The sequence below is a fragment of the Rhodobacter sp. SGA-6-6 genome (assembly GCF_011043545.1).
Classification (GTDB): domain Bacteria; phylum Pseudomonadota; class Alphaproteobacteria; order Rhodobacterales; family Rhodobacteraceae; genus Pseudogemmobacter.
On record NZ_JAAKGP010000002.1, the window covers coordinates 317,905 to 339,982 of the forward strand.

Sequence of the window (22,078 nt, forward strand, 5' to 3'; positions counted from 1 at the left end):
GCCCGCCGAGGGGCGGGCGGGCGCTGGCCGGGCCATTGAGGCCCGGCCGGACAAGGGGAAGCGTTGCGCTGTGGCGAAGGCACACGCCTTCGCCAAGGAAGCAAAAAGGGGCGGCGGGGTGAACCCCGCCCTACATCATCGGCCGAACGCACGCGCCTTCGCCAAGGGCAAGGCGGGATCGGATGTCCCGCCCCCCTTCCCCCCGCCGCCCCTCCATGGCAAGGAAGGACCCGACCCCATTTCCCCCGGCCGGATACCCCCTCGCATGTATGACGCGCTTTTCTTCGACCTCGACGGCACACTGGTGGACACCGAATCCATCGCCATCGCCACCGGCATCGCCGCCTTCGCCGCCCATGGCCATCCGGTGGACGAGCCCTTCATGCATGGGCTGATTGGCAAGGACGAACCCACCACCGCCGCCATCCTCCGCGCCGCCCTGCCGCAGGCAAACCTCGACGCGGTGAACCGCGACTGGCGCGCCAGCTTCGACGCCCGGGTGGAAGAGGGCCTGCCGCTGAAGCCCGGCGCGATGGAGCTGCTGGCCGGGCCGGAACTGCCGCGGGTCCTCGTCACCTCCACCGGCCATCACTGGGCGCACCGCAAGCTGCGGATCGCCGGGATCGCGCAGTCCTTCGCCCATGTCGTCACCCTGAACGACGTGGAGGCGCCGAAGCCCGCCCCGGCCCCCTATCTGCTGGCCGCGCGCCTCCTGGGGGTGGAGCCCGCCCGCTGCCTGGTGTTCGAGGACAGCGAGACCGGCGCCGAGGCCGCCTTCCGCGCCGGCTGCGTGGTGGTGCAGGTGCCGGACATCGCCCCGTCGCAGGGCCGGTGGGCGCATCATCTGGCGCCCGACCTGCTGACCGGCGCCCGCATGGCCGGGCTGATCTGACGGCCCCGATTTTCGCCGAAAATCGGCCCCCGCTCCGCCGCCCGTCCTTGCGCTTGCGAATCCGACGCCCGCCCCCTATATCCGGCGGCGAGAGGTTGGCGCGGGCGAGCGCCTCGCCAACCCGGTCAGGTCCGGAAGGAAGCAGCCGTAACGAGCCCCGCTTGGGTCGTTGTCCAGCCTCTCACCCCTCCCCATTCCATCGGCGCAAGGTCAGCCCCCGCCCGGGGTCAGCCGGATCAGCTGGCCGCCCTCGCCGTCGGTCAGCACCATCACCGATCCGTCGCGGGCTACCGCCACGTCGCGGATGCGGGCGAAGCCCTGCAGGTAGCGCGCCTCGCCGGTGACGCGGCCGTCCGCGATCTCCAGCCGCACCAGCGCCTGCCCGGCCAGCCCGCCGATCAGCGCGCTGCCCTCCCAGCCCGGGAACAGCCCGCCCTCGTAGAAGGCCAGCCCGCTGGGGGCGATCACCGGGTCCCAGTAATAGATGGGCTGCTCCATCCCCTCGGCCTGGGTCAGCCCCTCGCCGACCGGGGTGCCGTCGTATTCCAGACCGTAGACGATCGCCGGCCAGCCGTAGTTCTTGCCCGCCTCCGGCCGGTTCAACTCGTCCCCGCCGCGCGGCCCGTGCTCCACGGTCCAGAGCGCGCCGTCCGGGCCGATGGCGGCGGATTGCAGGTTGCGGTGGCCGTAAGACCAGATCTCGGGCTGCCCGCCGGGAATCTCCGGGTTGCCCTCGGCCGGGCCGCCCTCGGGGTCGATCCGCAGCACCTTGCCCAGATGGGTGGACACGTCCTGCGCCAGCGGCCGCGCCTCGATCACCGAGCGTTCGCCGGTGGTGACGAACAGCGCCCCGTCCGGCGCGAAGACCAGCCGCGAGCCGAAATGCAGCTTGGAGGCCCAGCCCGGCTCCTGCCGGAAGATCACCTTCACCCCGGTCATCTCGCGCCCGTCGGGCGACAGCGTGCCGGTGGCGACGGCGGTGCCGTTCAGCCCGCCCTCGCGGGGTTCGGCATAGCTCCACCACACCCGGCGGGTCTCGGCGAAATCGTCGCGGATCGCCACGTCGAGCAGCCCGCCCTGGCCTTCGGCGAAGACCTCCGGCAGGCCGGACACCGGCTCCGAGATACTGCCGTCCGGGCCGACGATCCGCATCCGGCCGGGCCTTTCCGTCACCAGCCAGCTGCCGTCCGGCAGTTCCTCCATGCCCCAGGGGTTGTCCAGCCCGGAGGCGACCACGCTGCGCTCCGGCTCGGCATCGGCGATCACCGGGGCGCGGGTCTGGCCCTCGAAGGCGGGGCGGTAGTCCGGCGCGTTCGGCGGCTCGGCGTTAAAATCCTGCGCCAGGGCCGCGGCGGGGGCGAGGGCCAGCAGGGAGACAAAGGTTCGCGAGAGAGGGGCAAGGGTCATCGGGGCCTCGAAATTCCGGGGCGGCGCGTTGCGGTCGCATCATGCCGCAGGGGAGATGGGAGGCAAGTATGCAGGCCCGGCCCCGCAGCGGAGCAGCAACAATCATGTGAGCCGCGGGGCGGCCCCGGCGCATGAGCGGAAACCTGCGGAGAAAAATCCGTCGGGATGGCGGGAGCCCGCCCGGCACCGCGGCGGGCGGCGGCGGGCGGCCCGGTCAGTCGGCGACGGTGAGGTCGGGGACCACGGCGCCGATGTTGTAACCCTCCAGCTGCGCGGCGGCGAAGTCGCCCGGCGGGAAGCTGAGGAGGGTGCCGGTGCCCGGGGTGACCGGGATCACCCGCGACGGCGGGATCTGCAAAAAGGCGTCCAGCGCCGCCCGGATCACCCCGCCGTGGACCACCGCCAGCAGGTCCCCCTCGCCGGCCGCCAGCCAGTGGCGCAGGCCGGCGGCAACGCGGTCGCGGAACACCTCCCAGGGCTCGCAGCCCTCGGGGGTGTAAGTGCCGGCGCGCCAGGCGTGGTAGAGATCGGCATGGGCGGCGATCAGCTCGGGCTTGGTGCGGCCGGTCCAGCTGCCCATGTCCCATTCGCGCAGCCGCGGGTCCGAGGGACAGGTGCCATGGCCGATCAGCTCGGCGGTCTGCCGGGTGCGCCCGAGGTCCGAGGACACCACCCGCGCCGGCCTCAGCGCCCGCACGAAGGCGCGGAAGCCGCGGGCCTGCTGGATGCCGCGCTCGGACAGGTGGGAATTGTCCTGCCCCTGCAGCCGCGATTCCGCGTTCCAGGTGGTTTCGCCGTGGCGCATCAGGATTAGGCGCATCATTCGATCCTTTCGCCGGACAGGGCAAAGACGGCATCCGGCGTGCCGCAGAGGGTGAGGTCGATCCCGTCGCCCGGGTGGGCGTCGGGCATGTCTTCGGTGATGGCGGAAAGGCGGATCGGGCCGAGCAGCGCCGTCACCATCACCCGCCCGGCCATCGGCGCGGCCTCGGAGAACTCGGCCCGGATCGCCGGGCGGCCGGCGGCCTTGGCGGTGGAAATCTGCTCGGCGCGGTAGAACAGCAGCACCTCGTCGCGGCCCTGCGCCAGCGCGGCGGGGGCCAGCGGGATGCCGGCATGGACCAGCATGTCCCCCTGCCGCCGCGCGGGCAGCAGGTTGCCGGGCGGCGTGCCCAGGAAGGTGGCGACGAAGGTGGTGGCCGGCCGCTTCAGCAGCGCGGCCGGCGGGCCGAACTGCTCCACGCGGCCCTGGTTCATCACCGCGACATGGGTGGCCATGGTCATCGCCTCCACCTGGTCATGGGTGACATAGACCGAGGTGGCGCCGGTGGCGCGGTGGATGCGCATCAATTCGCTGCGCATCTCGATCCGCAGCTTGGCGTCGAGGTTCGACAGCGGCTCGTCGAACAGCAGGATCGCGGGCTTCGGCGCCAGCGTGCGGGCAATGGCGACGCGCTGCTGCTGGCCGCCCGAGATTTCCGCCGGATAGCGGTCGCGCAGGGCGGAGATGCCCAGAAGCGCCAGCACCTCGCCGATCCGCGCCTCGCGGGCGGCCTTGTCCCAGCCGGCCACCTTCAGCGGCCAGCCGATGTTGCCGGCGACCGTCATGTGCGGCCACAGCGCATAGGACTGGAACACCAGCCCGGCGTTGCGCTTCCGCGGGTCGGCGACCACCCCGCCGGCACCGGAGGAGACCACCTGCCCCATGAAGGCGATCTCGCCCGCCGAAGGCTCGTCCAGCCCGGCCAGCATCCGCAGGAGCGTGGACTTGCCGCAGCCGGAGGGGCCGACCAGCACCAGGAAGGACCCGGGCGGCACGGCGAGCGAAAGGTCGGGGATGGCGGTGAAGTCGCCGAAGCGCTTGGCAAGGCCGGTGATGCGGATGGCATCCTGCGGCTCGGTCCGGACGGCGGGCATGGCGGTCAGTCCTTCCATTTCTGCACCCGTGCCTGCAGCGCCTGCGCGACCAGCGAGGCGGCAAGGCAGATCGCAAGGATCAGCACGGTGATGGCATTGGCGAATTGCATGAAGCCCTCGGCGGCGTAGCGGTAGGCCACCATCGACAGCACCGGCGAGGTGGCGCTGAACAGAAGGACGACCAGCGACAGGTCGCGGACCATCTTGACGAAGACCAGGATCGCGCCGGCCAGCAGGCCGCGGATCGCCAGCGGGAAGACGATGGCCCACATCCGCCGCAGCGGCCCGGCCCCGGTCAGGCGGGCGCTTTCCTCCAGGTCGGTGGAGATCTGCCCGAGGACCGAGCGCCCGGCCTGCACCGCATAGGGCAGGTTGTGGGCGGCGGCGGCGATCACCAGCAGGGTGAAGGTGCCGTAGAGCGAGGGCAGCGGGCCGAGCGGCGCGCCGAAGAGCGCGATATAGGCGGCGGCGAAAGCGATCGAGGGGATGAGGAGCGGCAGAAAGGCCAGTTGCGACAGGACATTGGCCAGCACCGTGCCCTTGTTCCGGGTGATGGTATGGGCCAGCGCCAGCCCCAGCACCATCGAGATCAGCGCCACCACCACGCCCAGCTTCAGCGTGTTGACCAAGGCCCCGATCAGCACCGGGTTGCGGAAGATGCCAGCGGTCCCTTGCGCGATCTGCCCGCCGCCCTCGCCCAGCCAGAAATGCAGCGTCCAGTTCGAGAACAAAGCCCCGGTCTGCGGCGCCAGGCTGGAGGCCACCAGCACCACCACCGGCACCACCGTGGTCAGCATCGCCAGCCCGAACCCCGCGGCGAACAGCGGCCAGCGCCAGCGGCCGAGGGGGAAGCGCCGGGTGCGGCCACCCTTGCCGGTGACGGTGACGAAGGCGCGCCGGCCAGAGACCAGCCGGTCCGACAGGAACAGGAACACGCCCGAGACCGCGATCAGCAGCAGCGCCAGCACGAAGCCGCGCTCGGCCTGACCGATCTCGATCATGCCGAAGAGGCGGGTGGAAAGGGTCTGCATCCTGACCGGCAGCCCCAGCAGCGCGGGCGCGGCGAAATTCGCCACCGCCCCCGCCAGCGTCAGCGAGGCGGCCGAGACCAGCGCGGGCGTCACCACCGGCAGCACGATGCCGAAGAAGATGCGCGGCCGCCGCGCGCCGGTCATCTGCGCGGCTTCCACCAGATCGGCGCCGACCGAGGACAGCGCGGCGGCGATGATGGTGTAGGCCAGCGAATAGTAATGCGCGATCAGCACGATCAGCACCGGCACGAGGCCCCAGGCCAGCCAGTCGGGGATTATGAAGCCGTTGGCCTCGAAGAAGCCCGACGACCCGCCCATGCGGCTGTTGCGGAACAGCGTGCCCCAGGCCAGCGCGGCGGCGAAGCTGGGGATCATGAAGGGCAGCGTGTGCATCACGCCCAGCAGGCGGCGGCCCGGCACGTCGGTCATCACCACCAGCCAGGCGGTGAAGCCGCCGAGCAGCAGGCAGCCGGCCGAGACCCCGAGGCCGAGGACCAGCGTGTTCATCAGCGGCCGCCACCACAGATTCGGCGACATCGGGCTTGCCAGCACGGCCCCCCAGGCCTCCAGCCCCGCCGGTGTCAGCGTGGCGAGACCGATGCGCAGCAGCGGTGCCAGCACCAGCACGCCGACGATCAGGATCATCAACAGCGGCACCAGCCGGCGCGAGGTCAGCAGCCGGCGCCGGGGCGGCGGGGCGGTGGCTTGCAGGGACATGGGAAATCTCCGCCGGTGAGAGACGCGGCCATCGGGCCGCGTCCCGCCTGCCTCATTGCAGGGTGATGATCAGGTCGGCGATCCGGGCGCGGTTCTCGGCCACCGCCTCGGTGTTGATGGTCCAGGCGTTCAGTTCCTCCAGCGGCACCGAATCCGGGTCGTCGGCGATGGTCGTGCGGGTGGCATAGTCGCCCGGCACGTTGAAGGGCGCGAAGGCGGGGCCGCCGTCGGCGCTGTCGTCGCCGAACATGAAGTCGATCAGCAGCCGCGCCGCCGCCGGGTTCGGGGCCTTGTCCGCCACCGCCAGCACCGCCGGGAACAGGATGCCGTTCGCCGGCTCCACATCGTTGGCGACCTGCAGGGCCCAGCCTTCCTCTTCATTGTCGCGGCGGTCGGAATAGGTGCCGAAGCCGACCGGCGGGTCGGTGGCGTCCTTGGTCCCCACCGCCTTGCTGAGGTCGTCGCTGTTCGACACCAGCACCAGGTCGTTCAGGAACAGGTTGCGGATGAACTGCTCTCCGGCGCCGGTCAGGTCGCCGTCCACCTCGATGTCGGTGCCGAACTGCGCCTTCCAGGCGGCGGCCATCTCGTCGGGATGCAGCGCGATCTCGGTCAGCAGGTCGAGCAATTCGCCCCGCTGGGTGGGATCGACCATCATCACCTTGCCCCGCCATTCCGGCAGGGTCAGCTGCCAGAGGTTGGTGATCGGGCTGCCGTCCGGGTAGGCGGCCTCGTTATACATCAGCACCTTGGTGGACAGGCGGTGCACCAGCAGCGGGGCCTTGAACTGCGCGTCCAGCTGGTCGGCCACCCGCGGCGGCACATAGGTGTGGATGCGGCCAGGGGCCAAGAGGTCGCGCAGCACCACCGGCGCATCGGCCATGTAAAGCACGTCCACCGCATGGACCCCGGCCTCCTGCTCGGCCACCACCCGGGCGATCTGCTTGGCCGAACTGAGGTCCAGCCCGATCAGGTCGATGCCGGGATAGGCTTCCTCGAAGGCCTTCTCCACCCGGGCGATGCGGCTGGAGAGCGAGAAGACGGTCACCGTCCCCTCCTCCTTCGCCAGCGCATAAAGCTCATCGCTGGACATCCGGTCCAGATCCTGCGCCGCGGCCAGGCCGGGGACGCAGGCCGCCGCCAGAAGCGCGGCCTTCAAGGTCTTGAACATGGTCTCTCCTCCCAGAGATGGTTGTCATCCGAAGCGGTCGAACAGGCCCGCCAGCTCCTCCAGCTTGGCGACGACCTGGGTCTCGTGCCGGCCGGCGATGGTCAGCAAGATGGCGTTGACGATGGTCAGGGGAACGATCGGGGTCTGGAACTCGGTGCCCGACCTTCCGCGGGGGGCGGCCAGCAGATGCCCGGCCGGCGGGGTCATGGTCGGCCCCGCCAGGTCCGAGATCAGCAGCGTGGGCGCGCCCACCTGCGCGGCATGGCCCATCAGCGCCGCATAGTCGGCAGGCTGCTTGCGGAAGGCCAGCACCAGCACCAGGTCCTCCGGCCCGAGGCCGGTCAGCCGCTCGGCGATGTCGCGGCCGCGGCCGGTCAGCATCACCGTGGCCATGCCGAAGCGGTCCAGCCGCCGTTGCAGGAAGGCCGCCACCGCGGTGGCATGGCCCTGCGCGAAGATGAACACCCGCCGCGCCGCGACGATCATGTCCGAGGCGATGTCCACGTCCGACTGGGCGACGCTGCGGGCCAGCTGCTCCAGCGCCGCCAGCTCGCTTTGCACCAGATCGGCCAGATAGCTGCCGTCCGCCACCTTGGCGACCGAGCGGCGCATCCGCGCCGCGGCGTCCTGGCCCGCCATCATCTCCTTCTGCAACTGCGCCCGCAGCTCGGGATAGCCGCTGAAGCCCAGCTTCTGCGCCAGCCGGGTAGCGGTGGTCTCGTGCACCTGCGCCCGTTCCGCCAGCTGCGCGGCCGACAGGAACACCGCCTCGCCCTGCTGGCCCAGCAGGACCTCGATGATGCGGCGGTCCGAGGCGGTCAGCCGTTCGGAACTGTCCTGGATGCGGGTGAGCAGGGTCATGGGGTCGCAGCCTTCCTTGCGTCGGTTCAGCATTATGCAGGAAAACCTGCGAGTCAGCGGATTCCTGCAGGATTTCCATCCTGCGGGAGGCCCAAGCAGCCCGCGGGCTTCATCCTACTGTCATCCGCCTGCGCCCTTGCTGTCACGGAAGGCGGCTAGAGCGGCTGCGGGACCATTTGCACGAACCCCGAAGAGGTATCCATGCGCATCACCCTTGCCGCCCTTGCGGCCAGCACCATCCTTGCGGGCGCCGTCCAGGCCGCCGAGATCTATCCGCTCGACCGGGCGACGATCCTTGCCGGGTCGCCCTTCGACTTCAAGGTCGAGCTGGACGCCGTCCATGCCGAGGCCGACATCGCCGTCACCGTGAACGGCAAGCCCTATGCCGAGGTCTTCGGCAAGCCGGCCGAATTCGTGGCCGAGGAGAAGGGCGAGGACGATACCGTCCTCGGCTCCGCCCTGATCCTGCGCGACCTGGCGCTGGCCGAGCCGGGCAGCTACGCCGTCGAGGTCAAGGCGGGCGACGAGGCCAAGGCGGTCACCTGGGAGGTCTACGGCACCGCCGGGGTGCCCAAGGCGAAGAACATCATCTTCATCATCGGCGACGGCCTGTCGGTCGCGCACCGCACCTCGGCCCGGATCATGGCCAAGGGCATGACCGGGGGCAAGGCGAACGGCCGGCTGGCGATGGACGACCTGGAGTTCATGGCCTTCATCGGCACCTCCTCGACCCATTCCATCGCCACCGATTCGGCCAACACCGCCTCGGCCTACATGACCGGGCACAAGAGCAGGGTGAACGCGCTCGGCGTCTATGCCGACCGCACGCCGGACAGCTTCGACGACCCGAAGGTGGAGACCATCGCCGAGGCGCTGCGCCGCACCACGAAGAAATCCATCGGCATCGTCTCGACCGCCGAGATCGAGGACGCCACCCCGGCCGCCGTGGTCGCCCACACCCGCAAGCGCGGCGACAAGGCCGAGATCGTCGGCATGTTCCACGACCTGCTGCCCGAGGTGGTCCTGGGCGGCGGCTCGGCCTATTTCCTCAAGGCCGACGTGCCGGGCTCGAAGCGCAAGGACGACAAGGACTACATCCAGCTGTTCCGCGACGCCGGCTATTCCATCGCCACGACGAAGGAAGAGCTGGCGGCGGCTTCGGGCAGCAACACCGGCCGCGTGCTGGGGCTGTTCCATACCGGCAACATGGACACCTGGCTGGACCGCGAGCAGCTGAAGAAGGGCACCGTGGACAAGTTCCCCGACCAGCCGGGGCTGGTGGACATGACCACCGCCGCGCTGGAGCAGCTGTCGAAGAACCCCGACGGCTTCTTCCTGATGGTCGAAGGCGCCTTGATCGACAAGATGTCCCACCCGATGGACTGGGAACGCTCGGTGCTGGAGACCATCGAGCTTGACCATGTCGTCGCGGTGGCGCGCGACTTCGCGGCGAAGAACCCCGACACGCTGGTGGTGGTGACGGGCGACCATACCCACGGCGTCTCGCTGATCGGCACCATCGACACCGAGAAGCCGGGCGACGAGATGCGCGAGAAGGTCGGCGTCTACGACGACGCGGGCTTCCCCGATTATGTCGATGCCGACGGCGACGGCTATCCCGACAGCGTGGACGTGAAGCGGCCGCTGGCGATCTTCGCCTCGAACTTCCCGGACTACTACGAGACCTGGGGCGCCAAGCTGGACGGCCCCTTCGTCCCGGCGATCCAGGATGCCGAGGGCAACTACGTCGCCAACGAGGCCTACAAGGACTGGCCCGGCGCGGTGCTGCGCGAGGGCAACCTGCCGCGCGCGAACGACACCGCGGTCCATTCCGTGGACGACATGGTGCTGCAGGCTTCCGGCCCCGGCGCCGAGGCGTTCAAGGGCTACATGGAGCAGTCGGACGTCTACCGGGTGCTGGCCGATGTCTTCGCCCTCGGCGCGGCGCAGAAGTAAGGATCGAGACGCGGCCGCCCGGATTTCTCCCGGGCGGCCGCATCCATCGGAGGACAGGATGACCGACGCCCTTCTCACCCGCAGGTCCTGGCTGGCCGCGATGGCCGCCGGGCTTTCGCTCCCGGCGCTGCGCCCGGCCTGGGCGGCGGCGCAGCTGTCCTTCGACGAGCTTTACGCCTCCTTCGGCCCGCTGGGGCTGGAGTTCTCCGACAAGGTGAAGGACCTGACCGGGCAGGAGGTGACCATCCAGGGCTTCATGGCCCCGCCGCTGAAGGCCGAGGCGGATTTCTTCGTGCTGACGGAAATCCCGATGGCGCTCTGCCCCTTCTGCTCCACCGATGCCGACTGGCCGGACAACATCCTGGTGGTCTACCTGCGCGCGAAGCAGACCTTCACCGATCCGAACCAGCGGATCGAGGCGCGGGGCGTTCTGGAGCGCGGGTCCTGGATGGACCCGGACACCGGCTTCCTCAGCCAGCTGCGCCTGCGCGACGCGCGGTTCGAGACGGTCTGAGCCATGCCCGACCTGCATCTTTCCGGCATCCAGGTGCTGTTCCCCGGCCTAGACGCCCCCGCCCTGCACATCCCCGAGCTGACGCTGCCTGCGGGCGGCAGGCTGGCCGTCGCCGGCCCCTCCGGCTCGGGCAAGTCGACGCTGGTCAACGTGATCGCCGGGCTGGAGCGCCCCAGCCGCGGCCGGGTGCTGTGGGGCGGCACCGACATCGCCGCGCTGTCGGAAAGCGCGCGCGACCGCTGGCGAGGGGCGAACATCGGGCTGGTGATGCAGGATTTCCACCTGTTTCCCGGGCTGTCGGCGCTGGAGAACGTGCTGCTGCCCGCCCGTCTGGCGCGCGTCGCCGACCGGGCGATGGCGGACCGGGCGGGCGAGTTGCTGGCCGAGGTCGGCCTGACCCGCCCCGGCCAGAAGGTCGAAACCCTTTCGCGCGGCGAGATGCAGCGCGTCGCCGTCGCGCGTGCCCTGCTGCGCCAACCGGGGGTGATCGTGGCGGACGAGCCGACCGCCAGCCTTGACCCGGCCAACGCCGCCGCCCTCGGCGCGCTGCTGGACGGGCTGGCGCAGCGGACCGGGGCGACGCTGATCGTGGTCTCGCACGATCCCGGCCTGATCGCCCGCCTGCCCCGCCGCATCGCGCTGGCCGGCGGACTGATCCGCGACGACACCGAAAGGGCCGCCTGATGCTGCGCTTCATCCTTGCCGATCTCGGCCGGCTCAAGGCCGGGTCCTTCGTCGTCGTGCTGCTGATCGCGCTGGCGGTGGCGCTCGGCACCGGCGTCACCTTGCAGGAGCGGGCGCTGCGGCTGGGCAGCGCCCGGGCCGCCGACAGGTTCGACCTGGTGATCGGCGCGCCGGGCAGCGAGACGCAGCTGGTGCTCTCCACCGTCTTCCTGCAACCCGCCGCGCTGCCGCTGGTGCCGGGCGAGGTGCTGGCCGGGTTGCAGGACGATCCCCGCGTGGCCTGGGCGGCGCCGGTGGGCTTCGGCGATTTCCACCGCGGCCATCCGGTGGTCGGCACCACCACCCGGCTGATCGCCGAAACCGCGCCCGGCTTCGCCGGAGGGCGGATGTTCGCTGCCGAGGGCGAGGCGGTGATCGGCGCGCGGGTCGATCTGGCGCTTGGGGACGGGATCACCCCGACCCATGGCGAGATCGGCCATGACCACGACGAGGTGCGTTATCGCGTGGTGGGCCGGCTGGAGCCGACCGGCACCCCCTGGGACCGCGCCATCCTGGTGCCGATCCAGGCGGTCTGGCATGTGCACGGGATGGAAGCGGGGCATGGGGAGGAAGCGCACGACCATGCGGAAGAGGATCACGACCATGACCACGGCCACGCCGGCTTCGACCCCGATGCGCCGCTGGCCGAGGATTGGCACGATGGCGAAACCCCCGACGTTCCGGCCATTCTGGTGAAGCCCGCCAGCATCGCCGATGCCTACCGGCTGCGGCAGGACTATCGGGTAGAGGAGGGCACCCTGGCGATCTTCCCGGCCGAGGTGCTGACCAATCTTTACGGCACTTTGGGCGATGCGCGGCAGGTGCTGGCCGCCGTGGCCGCGGCGGCGCAGGGGCTGGTGGCGGCGGCGCTGCTGCTGGTGACGATCACCCATGTCGGCCAGCGCCGGCGGCAGATCGGCGCGCTGCGGGCGCTCGGCGCGCCGCGGGGGGCGATCTTCGCGCTGGTCTGGAGCGAGCTTTTTGCCCTGATCGCCTGCGGCGTCGCACTCGGCCTCGTCCTCGGCTGGCTGGCCGCGCGGCTGCTGTCCCGCATGATCGCCGACCGGCAGGGCTTCGACCTGCCGGTGGAATTGGCCGCGGCCGATTTCGCCGGGCTGGGGCTGCTGCTGGCCGCTGCGGCGCTGCTGGCGGCGCTGCCGGCCTGGATGGCCTACCGGCAATCCCCGGTCGCCAGCCTGCGCGGACAGGCCTAGCCTACCCGGCCGAGGCCCAGAGGAACTGCGCCTCGGTCTCCACCGCGCAGGGGCGGACGGCGCGCAGGCGGGCCAACGCGGACTGCGGCGCCTCGCCGGTCTCGACCAGCAGCCGCAGCACCGCCATGCCCGACCGGCCGCAGCCGCCCAGGCAATGCACCAGCACCCGGCCGCCGCCCGCCAGCACCGCCCTCGCCTCAGCGGCAACCGCCGGCCAGGCCGAAGCGACCGCCGCCTCCGGCAGGCCGAAGTCCGCCACCGGTAGGTGCCGCCAGCGGATGCCATGGGCGGCAAGGTCCTCCGCCAGATCCCCCGCACCCTTCGCCGCCAGTTCCTCCGCCGTCGCCATGGTCAGCACCAGTCCCGGCCCCCAGGCCAGCACCTCGCGCAGGTCGGCGCCATAGGCTCCGCCCCGCCCCGGCATCGGGCAGAGCGCCAGTTCCCCGCCGCCCGCCGGCAGGCTCGCGATCATCAGCGCCATCCGCCCTCCTTCCCGGTGGACCTTGCCCGGCCCGCGCCCTAGTCTGGCGCGCGCAAACCCGAAGGTCCCGAGTCCCCGATGTCCGACGCCCCCGAGAAAGCCTATCAGGTCCTGGCCCGCAAGTATCGGCCCGAGACCTTCGCCGATCTGGTCGGCCAGGATGCCATGGTGCGCACCCTGCGCAATGCCTTCGCCGCCGACCGCATCGCCCAGGCCTTCGTGATGACCGGCATCCGCGGCACCGGCAAGACCACCACCGCGCGGATCATCGCCAAGGGGCTGAACTGCATCGGCCCCGACGGCAGCGGCGGCCCGACCACGGAACCCTGCGGCAAATGCGAGCATTGCGTGGCGATCATGGAGGGCCGCCATGTCGACGTGATGGAGATGGACGCGGCCTCGCACACCGGGGTCGGCGACATCCGCGAGATCATCGACTCGGTCCACTACCGGGCGGCAAGCGCGCGCTACAAGATCTACATCATCGACGAAGTGCACATGCTGTCGACTTCGGCCTTCAACGCGCTGCTGAAGACGCTGGAGGAGCCGCCGGCGCATGTGAAGTTCATCTTCGCCACCACCGAAATCCGCAAGGTGCCGGTGACGGTCCTTTCCCGCTGCCAGCGCTTCGACCTGAAGCGGATCGAGCCGGAGGTGATGATCGCGCTCCTGCGCAAGATCGCCACCGCCGAGGGCGCGCAGATCAGCGACGACGCGCTGGCGCTGATCACCCGGGCGGCCGAGGGGTCGGCGCGGGATGCGACCTCGATCCTCGACCAGGCGATCAGCCATGGCGCCGGGGAGACCACGGTGGACCAGGTCCGCGCCATGCTGGGGCTGGCGGACCGCGGCCGGGTGCTGGACCTGTTCGACATGGTGATGCGCGGCGACGCGGCGGCGGCGCTGTCGGAACTGGCGGCGCAATATGCCGATGGCGCCGACCCGATGGCGGTGCTGCGCGACCTGGCCGAGGTGTCGCACTGGATCTCGGTGATCAAGATCACGCCCGAGGCGGCGGAGGACCCGACCGTGCCGCCGGACGAGCGGTCCCGGGGGCTGGAGATGGCGGGGCGGCTGTCGATGCGCAGCCTTGGCCGGATGTGGCAGATGCTGCTGAAGGCGATGGAGGAGGTGGGCCTTGCGCCCAATGCGATGATGGCGGCCGAGATGGCGGTGATCCGGCTGACCCATGTCGCCGAACTGCCGGACCCGGAGACGCTGGTGAAGCGGCTGACCGATGGGCCGCGGCCTTCGGGCGGCGCGCCCGGGGGCGCTCCGGCCGGGGGCGGCCCGGTGCATGGCGCGATGATGCGCGCGCCCGCCGCGCCGATGCGCGGGCCGGTGATGGCGGCCGCGGCGCCGGCGCTGGCCGAGGGGCAGTTGCAGGTCTACGCCAGCTTCGATGCGGTGATCGACCTGATCCGGGACAAGCGCGACATGTTGCTGCTGAAGGAGGTGGAGGATTGCGTCCGCCTGGTGCGCTACTCCCCCGGCCGGATCGAGTTCGAGCCGGTGCCGGAGGCGAAGCCCGACCTTGCCGCAAGGCTGGGCCAGCGGCTGCAGGGCTGGACCGGGGCGCGGTGGGGGGTGTCGGTGACGGGCTCCGGCGGCGCGCCGACCATCGCCGAGGCGCGGGAGGCGCAGGACAGGGCACTGAAGTCGGAAGCCGAGGACAACCCGCTGGTGCAGGCCGTCCTCACCGCCTTCCCCGGCGCGAAGATCACCGCTGTCCGCCGGCCCGAGGACCTTGCCGCCCAGGCCGCGGCCGAGGCCCTGCCGGAGGCGGAGCCGGAAGTGGATGACGACTGGGACCCGTTCGAGGAGTGACCGGCCCGCCGCACACCGGAATTCGCGCGAATTCCGGTCCGATTTCCGCGCGGAAATCGGGACCCCGCTGTGGCGGCAACCTTGCACCGATGCCGCTGTCCCCGTATCTGGGGAAGGAACAAAAGGAGATTGCGATGTTCAAGGGTCTCGGGGGCCTGGGCGGCCTGGGCGACATGGCGGGCATGATGAAGAAGGCCCAGGAGATGCAGGCCAGGCTGGCCGAGATGCAGGAGCAGATGGCCCGCACCGTGGTGACCGGCGAGGCCGGGGCCGGCCTCGTCAAGGCCCGGGTGACGGTGAAGGGCGAGGTGACGGGGCTGGACATCGACCCCTCGATCCTGGTGCCGACGGAGAAGGAAGTGATCGAGGACCTGATCCTCGCCGCGATCAAGGACGCGCAAGGCAAGGGCGCCGCCCGCCAGGCGGAGGAAATGCGCCGGATGACCGAGGCGCTCGGCCTGCCGGCCGACATGAAGCTGCCGTTCTGAACCATGGCCGGGGCCGACGATCCGGGCATCGAGGCGTTGATCGAGCTGATGGCCCGGCTGCCCGGCCTCGGCCCGCGCTCGGCCCGGCGGGCGGTGCTGGCGCTCCTGGGGAAGCGGGGGCAGCTGATGGCGCCGCTGGCGCAGGCGATGGCGCATGTGGCGCTGACGGCCAAGGACTGCCGGGTCTGCGGCAACATCTCGACCGAGGAGCTATGCCCGATCTGCGCCGACCCGGCCCGGGCGACTGGCGAGGTCTGCGTGGTCGAGGATGTCGCCGACCTCTGGGCGATGGAACGGGCGCAGGTGTTCCGCGGCCGCTACCATGTGCTCGGCGGCACGCTCTCGGCGCTGGACGGGGTGGGGCCCGACGAACTCGGCATCCCGCGGCTGGTGCGGCGGGTGGGCGAGGAAGGGCTGACCGAGGTGATCCTGGCCTTGGCCGCCACGGTGGACGGCCAGACCACCGCGCATTACCTGGCCGAGGCGCTGGCCGCGACGCCCGCGCAGGTCACGACGCTGGCGCAGGGCGTGCCGGTGGGCGGCGAGCTCGACTACCTCGACGACGGCACCATCGGCGCGGCGCTGCGGGCACGGCGGCGGCTGTGATCGCGTGAGGGGGGCGACCGGCCGGACGTGCTGGTTGAAGCTGGCATCCGACCCGTTCCCGACACCGCAAATGCCCCCGGCCCTGCGCAGCATATCAGGTGCAGCATATCAGGTATTCCCCCAGGCGCGATGTCGGTTTGAGCCCGTTGCTGACGGTCATGTGGCGTAAGAGACCACGAGGAAAAAGTATGCGCCGTCGCAACCGAAAGCCGACCTGAGGGCTTGCTTTCCTACTGGAAATGGCTGGTAAACGGCTCCCATTCGAGCAAGTTGACCCTTATCATACGGAACGTGACGAAGGCCAGAATCCACCCGAACATGAAGTAAACCGGCACACGCAATAGTCCGCGACCGCGCGCAAAGAGCCCGCTCAGCCCGATGAGCACTGATACCAATGCGAAGCTAAACGCGACGAGGATGCTGCCAGATGAAAAGGCATGTGCCTGTTCTGTTTCGATGACCCGCGCGGCTGCCGCCACGGCAAGGCCAAGGCATGAGATCACGCCGAATGCAAAGCCCATAAGTGAAAAAAGCACCTGTGCGGCCTTCGATGGCTTCCTGACGGGACATGAGTGGCCCACCTGATGTTCCGCCACGGCAGCGGACGCAACAAAGGTTTTGAAGCAGGCGCGTATGATCAGCACGATCCCAGTCAGGCCAATCACCATGCCGACAAGGGCGGTTCCAGCAACTGCCGCCAAGCCATGGCTGTCGCGGATCGCTTCATAGTTCTCATTGGCGAGTTTCACGATCTGCAGGCCAAGCACCATAGCAGCCCCAGCCATGCCGATGCGACCAATCCCCACCTTGCCGGGACGACCTTGCCCGCTGCCCTGCACCATTGGCTGCGGTGTAGTGGCGCTGATGCGTTGCAAACGCTCCTGAAAACTTGTGTTGGACAAAGGTTGCTCCGAGTGCCCGGAAGTAATCTTCCGGGGTCTTATGTTGCAGAAGAGCGGCAAAAATTTGTCGATGACTAGAGGCCGGCCTACGTCCCCCCCAAAAAAGCGCTCACTTAGCTCTCGATGCCACGGGTGGCTCAATCTTGATCGGAAGGAAACCGACCGTCGCCCCGCCCCGCAAGGCAGACCCCCCGCCACTTCCCGCCGGACCGCCCCCGCCCCCTGCCGATTGCATTTGCCCCCCCGCCGGACTATCTCGAAGACGACCGCCGCGACCGGAAGGGCCTGCAAGGCATGAACTGGATCACCAACTACGTCCGCCCCAAGATCAACTCGCTGTTCTCCCGCCGCGAGGTGCCCGAGAACCTGTGGACCAAATGCCCCGAATGCGGGACCATGCTGTTCCACCGCGAGTTGGCGGCGAACCAGAACGTCTGCTCGAACTGCGACCACCACATGGCGATCTCCCCCCGCGACCGCTTCAAGGCGCTGTTCGACGGCGGCATCTTCACCGAGGTGAAGGTGCCCGAGCCGGTGGCGGACCCGCTGGGCTTCCGCGACCAGAAGAAATACCCCGACCGGATCAAGGCCGCGCAGAAGGCCAGCGGCGAGAAGGACGCCATGCTGGTGGCCGAGGGCGAGATCGGCCGCACCGGCGTGATCGCCGCGGCGCAGGACTTCGGCTTCATGGCCGGGTCGATGGGGATGTATGTCGGCAATGCCATCATCGCCGCGGCCGAGCGGGCGGTGAAGGTGAAGAAGCCGCTGGTGCTGTTCTCCGCCTCGGGCGGGGCGCGGATGCAGGAGGGGATGCTGTCGCTGATGCAGATGCCGCGCACCACCGTCGCCGTGCAGATGCTGAAGGAGGCCGGGCTGCCCTATGTCGTGGTGCTGACCCACCCGACCACCGGCGGGGTGACCGCCAGCTATGCCATGCTGGGCGACGTGCAGATCGCCGAGCCGAACGCCCAGATCGGCTTTGCCGGCGCCCGGGTGATCGAGCAGACCATCCGCGAGAAGCTGCCCGAGGGCTTCCAGCGCGCCGAATATCTGCTGGACCACGGGATGCTGGACCGGGTGGTGCACCGCAAGGACATGCGCGACGAGCTGGTGACGATCCTGCGGATGCTGACCGGCCAGCCCCCGGCGGTGAAGGGCGACCTCGCCCCGCCCGCGCCCGAGCCGGTGGCCGAGGAGGCCAAGGCGTGACCAAGACCATCGGATCGCCCGCCGGCTCCGACCTGATTCTCGAGCGGATGATGACCTTCCACCCCAAGGTCATCGACCTGACGCTTACCCGTGTGCATCGCCTGCTGGCCGCGCTCGGCCATCCCGAGACCCGGCTGCCGCCGGTGATCCATCTCGCCGGGACCAACGGCAAGGGTTCGACCCAGGCGATGATCCGGGCGGGGCTGGAGGCGGGCGGGGCCAGGGTCCACGCCTATACCTCGCCGCATCTGGCGCGGTTCCACGAACGCATCCGGCTGGCCGGAGACCTGATCGCGGAGCCTGCGCTGGCGGCGCTCCTGGACGAATGCGTGGCGGCGAACGGCGGCGAGGAGATCACCTTCTTCGAGATCACCACCTGCGCCGCGCTTCTGGCCTTCTCCCGCATCCCGGCGGATTTCACCCTGCTGGAAGTGGGCCTCGGCGGGCGGCTGGACGCCACCAACGTGGTGGAGAAGCCGCGGCTGACCATCATCACCCCGGTCTCCATCGACCACCAGCAATACCTGGGCGAAACCCTGGCCGAGATCGCCGGCGAGAAGGCCGGGATTATCAAGCGCGGCGTCCCCTGCGTGGTCGGCCCGCAGGAGCCCGAGGGGCTGGCGGTGATCGAGGCCAAGGCGGCCCGGCTGGGCGCGCCGCTCTGGGTGCATGGCCAGCACTGGAGCGTTTCGGAAGAACGCGGCCGGCTGGTCTATCAGGACGAGAACGGCCTGCTCGACCTGCCGCTGCCGAACCTGCCGGGCCCCCACCAGATCCAGAACGCCGGGGCGGCGATTGCCGCGCTGCGCCTGCTCGGCCGTGACGAGGCGGCGGCCGAGGCGGCCGTCACCCGGGCGGTCTGGCCGGCAAGGATGCAGCGGCTGCGCCGGGGCCCGCTGGCGGACAGCGCGCCGGGGGCGGAACTCTGGCTCGACGGCGGCCACAACCCGGCGGGGGGCGAGGCGGTGGCGGCGACGCTGGCAAGGATGCCCGCCCGCGAGACCCATCTGATCTGCGGGATGCTGAACACCAAGGACGTGAAGGGCTACATGCGGCCCCTCGCTGCCCATGCCGCGAAACTCTGGGCGGTGCCGATCCCCGGCGAGCCGAACACCCTTCCCGCCGAGACCACCCGCGACGCGGCGCGCGCGGCCGGGCTGCAGGCCGAGGCCGCCGGATCGGTCGCCGAGGCGCTGGCCCGGATCGTGGCGATCACCCCGCAGGCCAGGGTGCTGATCTGCGGCTCGCTCTATCTGGCGGGACAGGTGCTGAAGGAGAACGGGTAGGGAAGACCTGAGGGCGCGCGCCCGGCCCTGCGGCCCGTCAGACCGGATACACCGGCCAGTGCCGGGCCAGATCGGCAAGCCCCGCCCGGACCAGATCCTCCAGCGCGGCCATGTCCACCCGGTCCAGCCGCCGCAGGTAGAGGCAGGACTTGCCTACCCGGTGCGGCCCCAGCCGCGCAAGGATCGCGCCGTGGTCGGCATAACCCGGCAGGATGTAGACCGACCATTCCATCTTGCGGGCGGCGAAGCCGGTGGCAAGCGGTTCCCCGGCATGGCCGCTGGCGTAGCGATAGGCATAACGGCCGAAGCCCACCATCGAGCCGCCCCAGAGCCGCGGCTCCCAGCCCGTCGCGCGCGAGAACAGCGCCAGCAGCGCCGCCGCCTCGGCGCGCAGCGCGGGCTCCAGCCCCGCCTCCCATGCGGCGCGGTCGAACGGGGCGCTCTGCGTCTTCTGGGCCATCGCCCCTCCTCCCGCCATCTTGACACGGCATGAGCCTTCCGTCACCCCGGCTTTGCCGCTAGCCTGCCGCCATGACCAATCCCACGCCCGACACCATCGCCCCCTCGCTTGCCCTGATCGAACAGCTGGCGCACGAGGCCGTCTCCACCCTGCCCGAGCCTTGGCGCACCCCCGCCACCCAGGTGGTGCTGCGGATCGAGGACTTCCCCGCCGACGAGGTGCTGGAGGCGATGGACCTGAACGACGCCTTCGAGCTGACCGGGCTTTACGAGGGCATCCCGCTGACCGAGAAGTCCAGCGCCGACCAGCCGCAGCATCCCGACCTGATCTGGCTGTTCCGCCGCCCGATCCTGGACGAATGGGCCGAGCGCGGCGATGTCTCGATCGGCGAGTTGGTCACCCATGTGGTGGTCCACGAACTGGCGCATCACTTCGGCTGGTCCGATGCCGAGATCGCCGAGATCGACCGCTGGTGGGAATGATGCACATCCGGTTGTGCGCTGATGCACGCCAGATGACGGCGCTGTGAAGGGCCGCGGGCCGGGATCGGCCTATCCTTTCGGGATCAACCGAAGGAGGATCGCATGACCGGACTGTCCCGCCGACAGGCGCTGATCGCCGCCGCCGCCCTTCCGCTGGCCCCCGTCCTGGGGGCAGGCCCCGCCCTCGCCCGGGCCGAGATGCAGGGCGGCAGCCAGCCGCTGTTCCACCGCTTCCCCCTCGGCGCCTTCGAGGTCACCGCGCTGCTGGCCGGCACCCGCACCACCGACAAGCCGCAGGAGACCTTCGGGCTGAACGCCAGCCCCGAGGATTTCGCCGCGCTGGCCGAGGCGAATTTCCTGCCCGCCGACCGGACGCAGAACTTCTTCACCCCGGTGCTGGTGAACACCGGCGCCGAGCTGGTGCTGTTCGACACCGGGCTTTCGGCCGAGGGCACCGGCGCGGCGCTGGCCGCCGCCGGGATCGGGCCGGAGCAGGTGGACATCGTGGTGCTGACCCATATGCACGGCGACCATATCGGCGGGCTGATGGCGGCGGACGGGGCGACGCCCTTCTATCCCAACGCCCGCTATGTCACCGGAACGGCGGAATACGACCATTGGGCCGCCGCGGGGAACGAGGGCTTCGACAAGAACGTCAAGCCGCTGGCGGAGAAGACGACCTTCCTCGACGACGGCGGCAGCCCCGTCTCCGGCCTCACCGCGCTGCTGGCGCCCGGCCATACCCCCGGACACATGGCCTGGATGGTGGAATCCGACGGCCAGAGGCTGGCGCTGACCGCCGACACCGCCAACCACTACGTCTTCTCGTTGCAGCGGCCGGACTGGGAGGTGCGCTTCGACGCCGACAAGGCGATGGGGGCGGAGACGCGGAAGAAGGTCTTCGGCATGATCGCCGCCGACCGCATCCCCTTCATCGGCTACCACATGCCCTTCCCGGCCGTGGGCTATGCCGAGGCATCTGGAGACGGCTTCCGCTTCGTGCCGCAGAGCTACCAGCACCTGCTGGCGGGGTGAGGACGGCGGCCGTCGCTGCAAGGAGCGGCTTCGCCGCAAGCCTTTCGTCTCGCCTCTGCGCGTTCCGCGCAACCGGCTCGGGCTTGCCTCCGGCGGGGATATTTAAGGGCAGGTGAAAGGCAGAAGGGTTCTTCTTCAAATTCACCTGCCACAAATATCCTCAGGGGTATGCCAGCGGTTTCGCCATCGGTTCGAGAAACCGATGGCATGGGGGGCAGAATGCCCCCAACGGCCTCAGCCCTGCAGCTTCGCCGCGATCTCGACCAGGCGCCTGGCCTGGTGGCCGATGGCGGCCTTGGCCTTGTCGTCGAAGGGCGCGCCCTGGGTGTGGCTGTAGCCATAGGGGTTGCCCCCCGCCGCGCCCACGGCCGCGTCGGTGTAGCCCGGCGCCGCGATCAGGCTGCCCCAGTGGATGAAGCTGGTGTAGAGGCCGAGGATCGTCGCCTCCTGCCCGCCGTGCGGGTTGCCGGCGCTGGTCATGGCGCTGACCGGCTTGTTCGCCAGCGCGCCCTGCTGCCAGACCGGGCCCAAAGTGTCGATGAAGGCGCGCATCTGGCTGGCGGCCTGGCCGTAGCGGGTGGGCGAGGAGAACAGGAAGGCGTCGGCCCAGACCAGGTCCTCGGGCGTGGCGACCTTGATGTCCTTCTGCTTTTCGGCGGCGGCCTTCCAGCCCTCCTGCCCGTTCACCACCTCCTGCGGCGCGGTCTCGGCCACGCGCAAGAGCCGCACTTCGGCGCCGGCGGCGCGGGCGGCCTCGGCGGCGATCTCGGCCATGGTGTGGCCGGTGCCGTAGGTGGAGTAATAGACGATGGCGAGTTTCACGGCAGGCATCTGCGCTCTCCGGTTGTTCGGGGTTCCATTGGCCAACATCTACGGCCCGCCCCGGGTTCCGGCTATTC

The 22,078-nt window shown here is 70.2% G+C and carries 22 protein-coding genes and 1 other RNA gene; 13 read left to right on the forward strand and 10 right to left on the reverse strand.

Annotated elements, in window-relative coordinates:
- Positions 1 to 265: 265 nt before the first annotated feature.
- Entirely contained in the window at positions 266 to 892 is a 627-nt protein-coding gene (locus G5B31_RS04805) for an HAD family phosphatase (RefSeq protein WP_165014265.1), read from the forward strand.
- Between the two features lie 88 nt (positions 893 to 980).
- Positions 981 to 1,079, forward strand: an RNA gene (ffs, locus tag G5B31_RS04810) — signal recognition particle sRNA small type.
- A gap of 23 nt (positions 1,080 to 1,102) precedes the next feature.
- Here the strand turns inward: ffs and G5B31_RS04815 are convergent.
- The 6 genes from G5B31_RS04815 to G5B31_RS04840 all read right to left on the reverse strand — a co-directional run bounded on the left by G5B31_RS04815 (position 1,103) and on the right by G5B31_RS04840 (position 7,996).
- Entirely contained in the window at positions 1,103 to 2,299 is a 1,197-nt protein-coding gene (locus tag G5B31_RS04815) for a PQQ-dependent sugar dehydrogenase (protein WP_165014266.1), read from the reverse strand.
- A gap of 214 nt (positions 2,300 to 2,513) precedes the next feature.
- Positions 2,514 to 3,122, reverse strand: a complete 609-nt coding sequence (locus G5B31_RS04820; RefSeq protein WP_205911803.1) for a histidine phosphatase family protein — start codon at positions 3,120 to 3,122, stop codon at positions 2,514 to 2,516.
- The gene (locus tag G5B31_RS04825) at positions 3,119 to 4,216 is read right to left on the reverse strand and encodes an ABC transporter ATP-binding protein (protein WP_165014267.1); all 1,098 of its coding nucleotides are present in this window, start codon (positions 4,214 to 4,216) and stop codon (positions 3,119 to 3,121) included. Before G5B31_RS04825 ends, G5B31_RS04820 begins: the two co-directional genes overlap by 4 nt.
- A gap of 5 nt (positions 4,217 to 4,221) precedes the next feature.
- Complete coding sequence (locus G5B31_RS04830; protein WP_165014268.1) at positions 4,222 to 5,964, reverse strand: iron ABC transporter permease; 1,743 nt, start codon at positions 5,962 to 5,964, stop codon at positions 4,222 to 4,224.
- 52 nt (positions 5,965 to 6,016) lie between these two features.
- Positions 6,017 to 7,135, reverse strand: a complete 1,119-nt coding sequence (locus G5B31_RS04835; RefSeq protein ID WP_165014269.1) for an ABC transporter substrate-binding protein — start codon at positions 7,133 to 7,135, stop codon at positions 6,017 to 6,019.
- Positions 7,136 to 7,159: 24 nt separating this feature from the next.
- Positions 7,160 to 7,996 (reverse strand): MurR/RpiR family transcriptional regulator, encoded by an 837-nt coding sequence (locus G5B31_RS04840; protein ID WP_205911804.1) that lies wholly within the window; start codon positions 7,994 to 7,996, stop codon positions 7,160 to 7,162.
- Positions 7,997 to 8,197: 201 nt separating this feature from the next.
- On the opposite strand from G5B31_RS04840, the gene G5B31_RS04845 reads away from it, so the two are divergent.
- Genes G5B31_RS04845 through G5B31_RS04860 form a run of 4 tightly spaced genes read left to right on the forward strand, consistent with a single transcriptional unit; the run spans position 8,198 to position 12,403 of the window.
- Positions 8,198 to 9,952, forward strand: a complete 1,755-nt coding sequence (locus G5B31_RS04845; protein WP_165014271.1) for an alkaline phosphatase — start codon at positions 8,198 to 8,200, stop codon at positions 9,950 to 9,952.
- A 58-nt stretch (positions 9,953 to 10,010) separates the two neighbouring features.
- Positions 10,011 to 10,466 carry a hypothetical protein gene (locus tag G5B31_RS04850; RefSeq protein WP_165014272.1) on the forward strand — a complete coding sequence of 152 codons (456 nt, stop codon included), beginning with the start codon at positions 10,011 to 10,013 and terminating at the stop codon, positions 10,464 to 10,466.
- A gap of 3 nt (positions 10,467 to 10,469) precedes the next feature.
- Positions 10,470 to 11,150: an ABC transporter ATP-binding protein gene (locus G5B31_RS04855; protein ID WP_165014273.1), complete on the forward strand. Its 681-nt coding sequence runs from the start codon at positions 10,470 to 10,472 to the stop codon at positions 11,148 to 11,150.
- Entirely contained in the window at positions 11,150 to 12,403 is a 1,254-nt protein-coding gene (locus tag G5B31_RS04860; protein ID WP_165014274.1) for an ABC transporter permease, read from the forward strand. Before G5B31_RS04855 ends, G5B31_RS04860 begins: the two co-directional genes overlap by 1 nt.
- A gap of 1 nt (position 12,404) precedes the next feature.
- Here the strand turns inward: G5B31_RS04860 and G5B31_RS04865 are convergent, their stop codons facing one another.
- Positions 12,405 to 12,884: a protein-tyrosine phosphatase family protein gene (locus tag G5B31_RS04865; protein WP_165014275.1), complete on the reverse strand. Its 480-nt coding sequence runs from the start codon at positions 12,882 to 12,884 to the stop codon at positions 12,405 to 12,407.
- Positions 12,885 to 12,962: 78 nt separating this feature from the next.
- On the opposite strand from G5B31_RS04865, the gene G5B31_RS04870 reads away from it, so the two are divergent.
- The 3 genes from G5B31_RS04870 (at position 12,963) to recR (ending at position 15,805) form a co-directional block, all read left to right on the forward strand.
- Positions 12,963 to 14,711, forward strand: a complete 1,749-nt coding sequence (locus G5B31_RS04870) for a DNA polymerase III subunit gamma/tau (protein ID WP_165014276.1) — start codon at positions 12,963 to 12,965, stop codon at positions 14,709 to 14,711.
- A 134-nt stretch (positions 14,712 to 14,845) separates the two neighbouring features.
- A complete protein-coding gene (locus G5B31_RS04875) occupies positions 14,846 to 15,199 on the forward strand; it encodes a YbaB/EbfC family nucleoid-associated protein (protein ID WP_165014277.1) in 354 nt (117 codons plus the stop codon).
- A 3-nt stretch (positions 15,200 to 15,202) separates the two neighbouring features.
- A complete protein-coding gene (recR, locus tag G5B31_RS04880) occupies positions 15,203 to 15,805 on the forward strand; it encodes a recombination mediator RecR (protein WP_165014278.1) in 603 nt (200 codons plus the stop codon).
- Between the two features lie 230 nt (positions 15,806 to 16,035).
- Here recR and G5B31_RS04885 read toward each other — a convergent pair whose 3' ends face one another.
- A complete protein-coding gene (locus tag G5B31_RS04885; RefSeq protein ID WP_165014279.1) occupies positions 16,036 to 16,707 on the reverse strand; it encodes a hypothetical protein in 672 nt (223 codons plus the stop codon).
- Between the two features lie 294 nt (positions 16,708 to 17,001).
- On the opposite strand from G5B31_RS04885, the gene accD reads away from it, so the two are divergent.
- A complete protein-coding gene (gene accD, locus G5B31_RS04890; protein ID WP_165014280.1) occupies positions 17,002 to 17,916 on the forward strand; it encodes an acetyl-CoA carboxylase, carboxyltransferase subunit beta in 915 nt (304 codons plus the stop codon).
- A gap of 47 nt (positions 17,917 to 17,963) precedes the next feature.
- Positions 17,964 to 19,202 carry a folylpolyglutamate synthase/dihydrofolate synthase family protein gene (locus G5B31_RS04895; protein ID WP_205911823.1) on the forward strand — a complete coding sequence of 413 codons (1,239 nt, stop codon included), beginning with the start codon at positions 17,964 to 17,966 and terminating at the stop codon, positions 19,200 to 19,202.
- A 37-nt stretch (positions 19,203 to 19,239) separates the two neighbouring features.
- Here the strand turns inward: G5B31_RS04895 and G5B31_RS04900 are convergent, their stop codons facing one another.
- Positions 19,240 to 19,662 carry a DUF1801 domain-containing protein gene (locus G5B31_RS04900; protein WP_165014281.1) on the reverse strand — a complete coding sequence of 141 codons (423 nt, stop codon included), beginning with the start codon at positions 19,660 to 19,662 and terminating at the stop codon, positions 19,240 to 19,242.
- 71 nt (positions 19,663 to 19,733) lie between these two features.
- Here G5B31_RS04900 and G5B31_RS04905 point away from each other — a divergent pair, with 71 nt between their 5' ends.
- On the forward strand, positions 19,734 to 20,144 hold the full coding sequence (locus G5B31_RS04905; protein ID WP_165014282.1) for a metallopeptidase family protein: 411 nt from the start codon (positions 19,734 to 19,736) through the stop codon (positions 20,142 to 20,144).
- Between the two features lie 102 nt (positions 20,145 to 20,246).
- Positions 20,247 to 21,179, forward strand: coding sequence for an MBL fold metallo-hydrolase (locus G5B31_RS04910; RefSeq protein WP_165014283.1), 933 nt, complete (start codon positions 20,247 to 20,249; stop codon positions 21,177 to 21,179).
- A gap of 234 nt (positions 21,180 to 21,413) precedes the next feature.
- Here G5B31_RS04910 and wrbA read toward each other — a convergent pair whose 3' ends face one another.
- On the reverse strand, positions 21,414 to 22,010 hold the full coding sequence (gene wrbA, locus G5B31_RS04915; RefSeq protein ID WP_165014284.1) for an NAD(P)H:quinone oxidoreductase: 597 nt from the start codon (positions 22,008 to 22,010) through the stop codon (positions 21,414 to 21,416).
- Positions 22,011 to 22,078: the final 68 nt, after the last annotated feature.

What these genes read in the sequence shown, in the direction of transcription:
- G5B31_RS04805 (WP_165014265.1), top strand. Translation starts at nt 266, where the DNA reads ATGTATGACGCGCTTTTCTTCGACCTCGACGGCACACTGGTGGACACC.
- G5B31_RS04830 (WP_165014268.1), bottom strand. Translation starts at nt 5,964, where the DNA reads ATGTCCCTGCAAGCCACCGCCCCGCCGCCCCGGCGCCGGCTGCTGACC.
- G5B31_RS04875 (WP_165014277.1), top strand. Translation starts at nt 14,846, where the DNA reads ATGTTCAAGGGTCTCGGGGGCCTGGGCGGCCTGGGCGACATGGCGGGC.
- G5B31_RS04815 (WP_165014266.1), bottom strand. Translation starts at nt 2,299, where the DNA reads ATGACCCTTGCCCCTCTCTCGCGAACCTTTGTCTCCCTGCTGGCCCTC.
- G5B31_RS04835 (WP_165014269.1), bottom strand. Translation starts at nt 7,135, where the DNA reads ATGTTCAAGACCTTGAAGGCCGCGCTTCTGGCGGCGGCCTGCGTCCCC.
- G5B31_RS04910 (WP_165014283.1), top strand. Translation starts at nt 20,247, where the DNA reads ATGACCGGACTGTCCCGCCGACAGGCGCTGATCGCCGCCGCCGCCCTT.
- G5B31_RS04905 (WP_165014282.1), top strand. Translation starts at nt 19,734, where the DNA reads ATGACCAATCCCACGCCCGACACCATCGCCCCCTCGCTTGCCCTGATC.
- G5B31_RS04900 (WP_165014281.1), bottom strand. Translation starts at nt 19,662, where the DNA reads ATGGCCCAGAAGACGCAGAGCGCCCCGTTCGACCGCGCCGCATGGGAG.
- accD (WP_165014280.1), top strand. Translation starts at nt 17,002, where the DNA reads ATGAACTGGATCACCAACTACGTCCGCCCCAAGATCAACTCGCTGTTC.
- G5B31_RS04860 (WP_165014274.1), top strand. Translation starts at nt 11,150, where the DNA reads ATGCTGCGCTTCATCCTTGCCGATCTCGGCCGGCTCAAGGCCGGGTCC.
- G5B31_RS04840 (WP_205911804.1), bottom strand. Translation starts at nt 7,996, where the DNA reads ATGACCCTGCTCACCCGCATCCAGGACAGTTCCGAACGGCTGACCGCC.
- wrbA (WP_165014284.1), bottom strand. Translation starts at nt 22,010, where the DNA reads ATGCCTGCCGTGAAACTCGCCATCGTCTATTACTCCACCTACGGCACC.
- G5B31_RS04820 (WP_205911803.1), bottom strand. Translation starts at nt 3,122, where the DNA reads ATGATGCGCCTAATCCTGATGCGCCACGGCGAAACCACCTGGAACGCG.
- G5B31_RS04865 (WP_165014275.1), bottom strand. Translation starts at nt 12,884, where the DNA reads ATGGCGCTGATGATCGCGAGCCTGCCGGCGGGCGGCGGGGAACTGGCG.
- G5B31_RS04825 (WP_165014267.1), bottom strand. Translation starts at nt 4,216, where the DNA reads ATGCCCGCCGTCCGGACCGAGCCGCAGGATGCCATCCGCATCACCGGC.
- recR (WP_165014278.1), top strand. Translation starts at nt 15,203, where the DNA reads ATGGCCGGGGCCGACGATCCGGGCATCGAGGCGTTGATCGAGCTGATG.
- G5B31_RS04855 (WP_165014273.1), top strand. Translation starts at nt 10,470, where the DNA reads ATGCCCGACCTGCATCTTTCCGGCATCCAGGTGCTGTTCCCCGGCCTA.
- G5B31_RS04895 (WP_205911823.1), top strand. Translation starts at nt 17,964, where the DNA reads ATGATGACCTTCCACCCCAAGGTCATCGACCTGACGCTTACCCGTGTG.
- G5B31_RS04850 (WP_165014272.1), top strand. Translation starts at nt 10,011, where the DNA reads ATGACCGACGCCCTTCTCACCCGCAGGTCCTGGCTGGCCGCGATGGCC.
- G5B31_RS04845 (WP_165014271.1), top strand. Translation starts at nt 8,198, where the DNA reads ATGCGCATCACCCTTGCCGCCCTTGCGGCCAGCACCATCCTTGCGGGC.
- G5B31_RS04870 (WP_165014276.1), top strand. Translation starts at nt 12,963, where the DNA reads ATGTCCGACGCCCCCGAGAAAGCCTATCAGGTCCTGGCCCGCAAGTAT.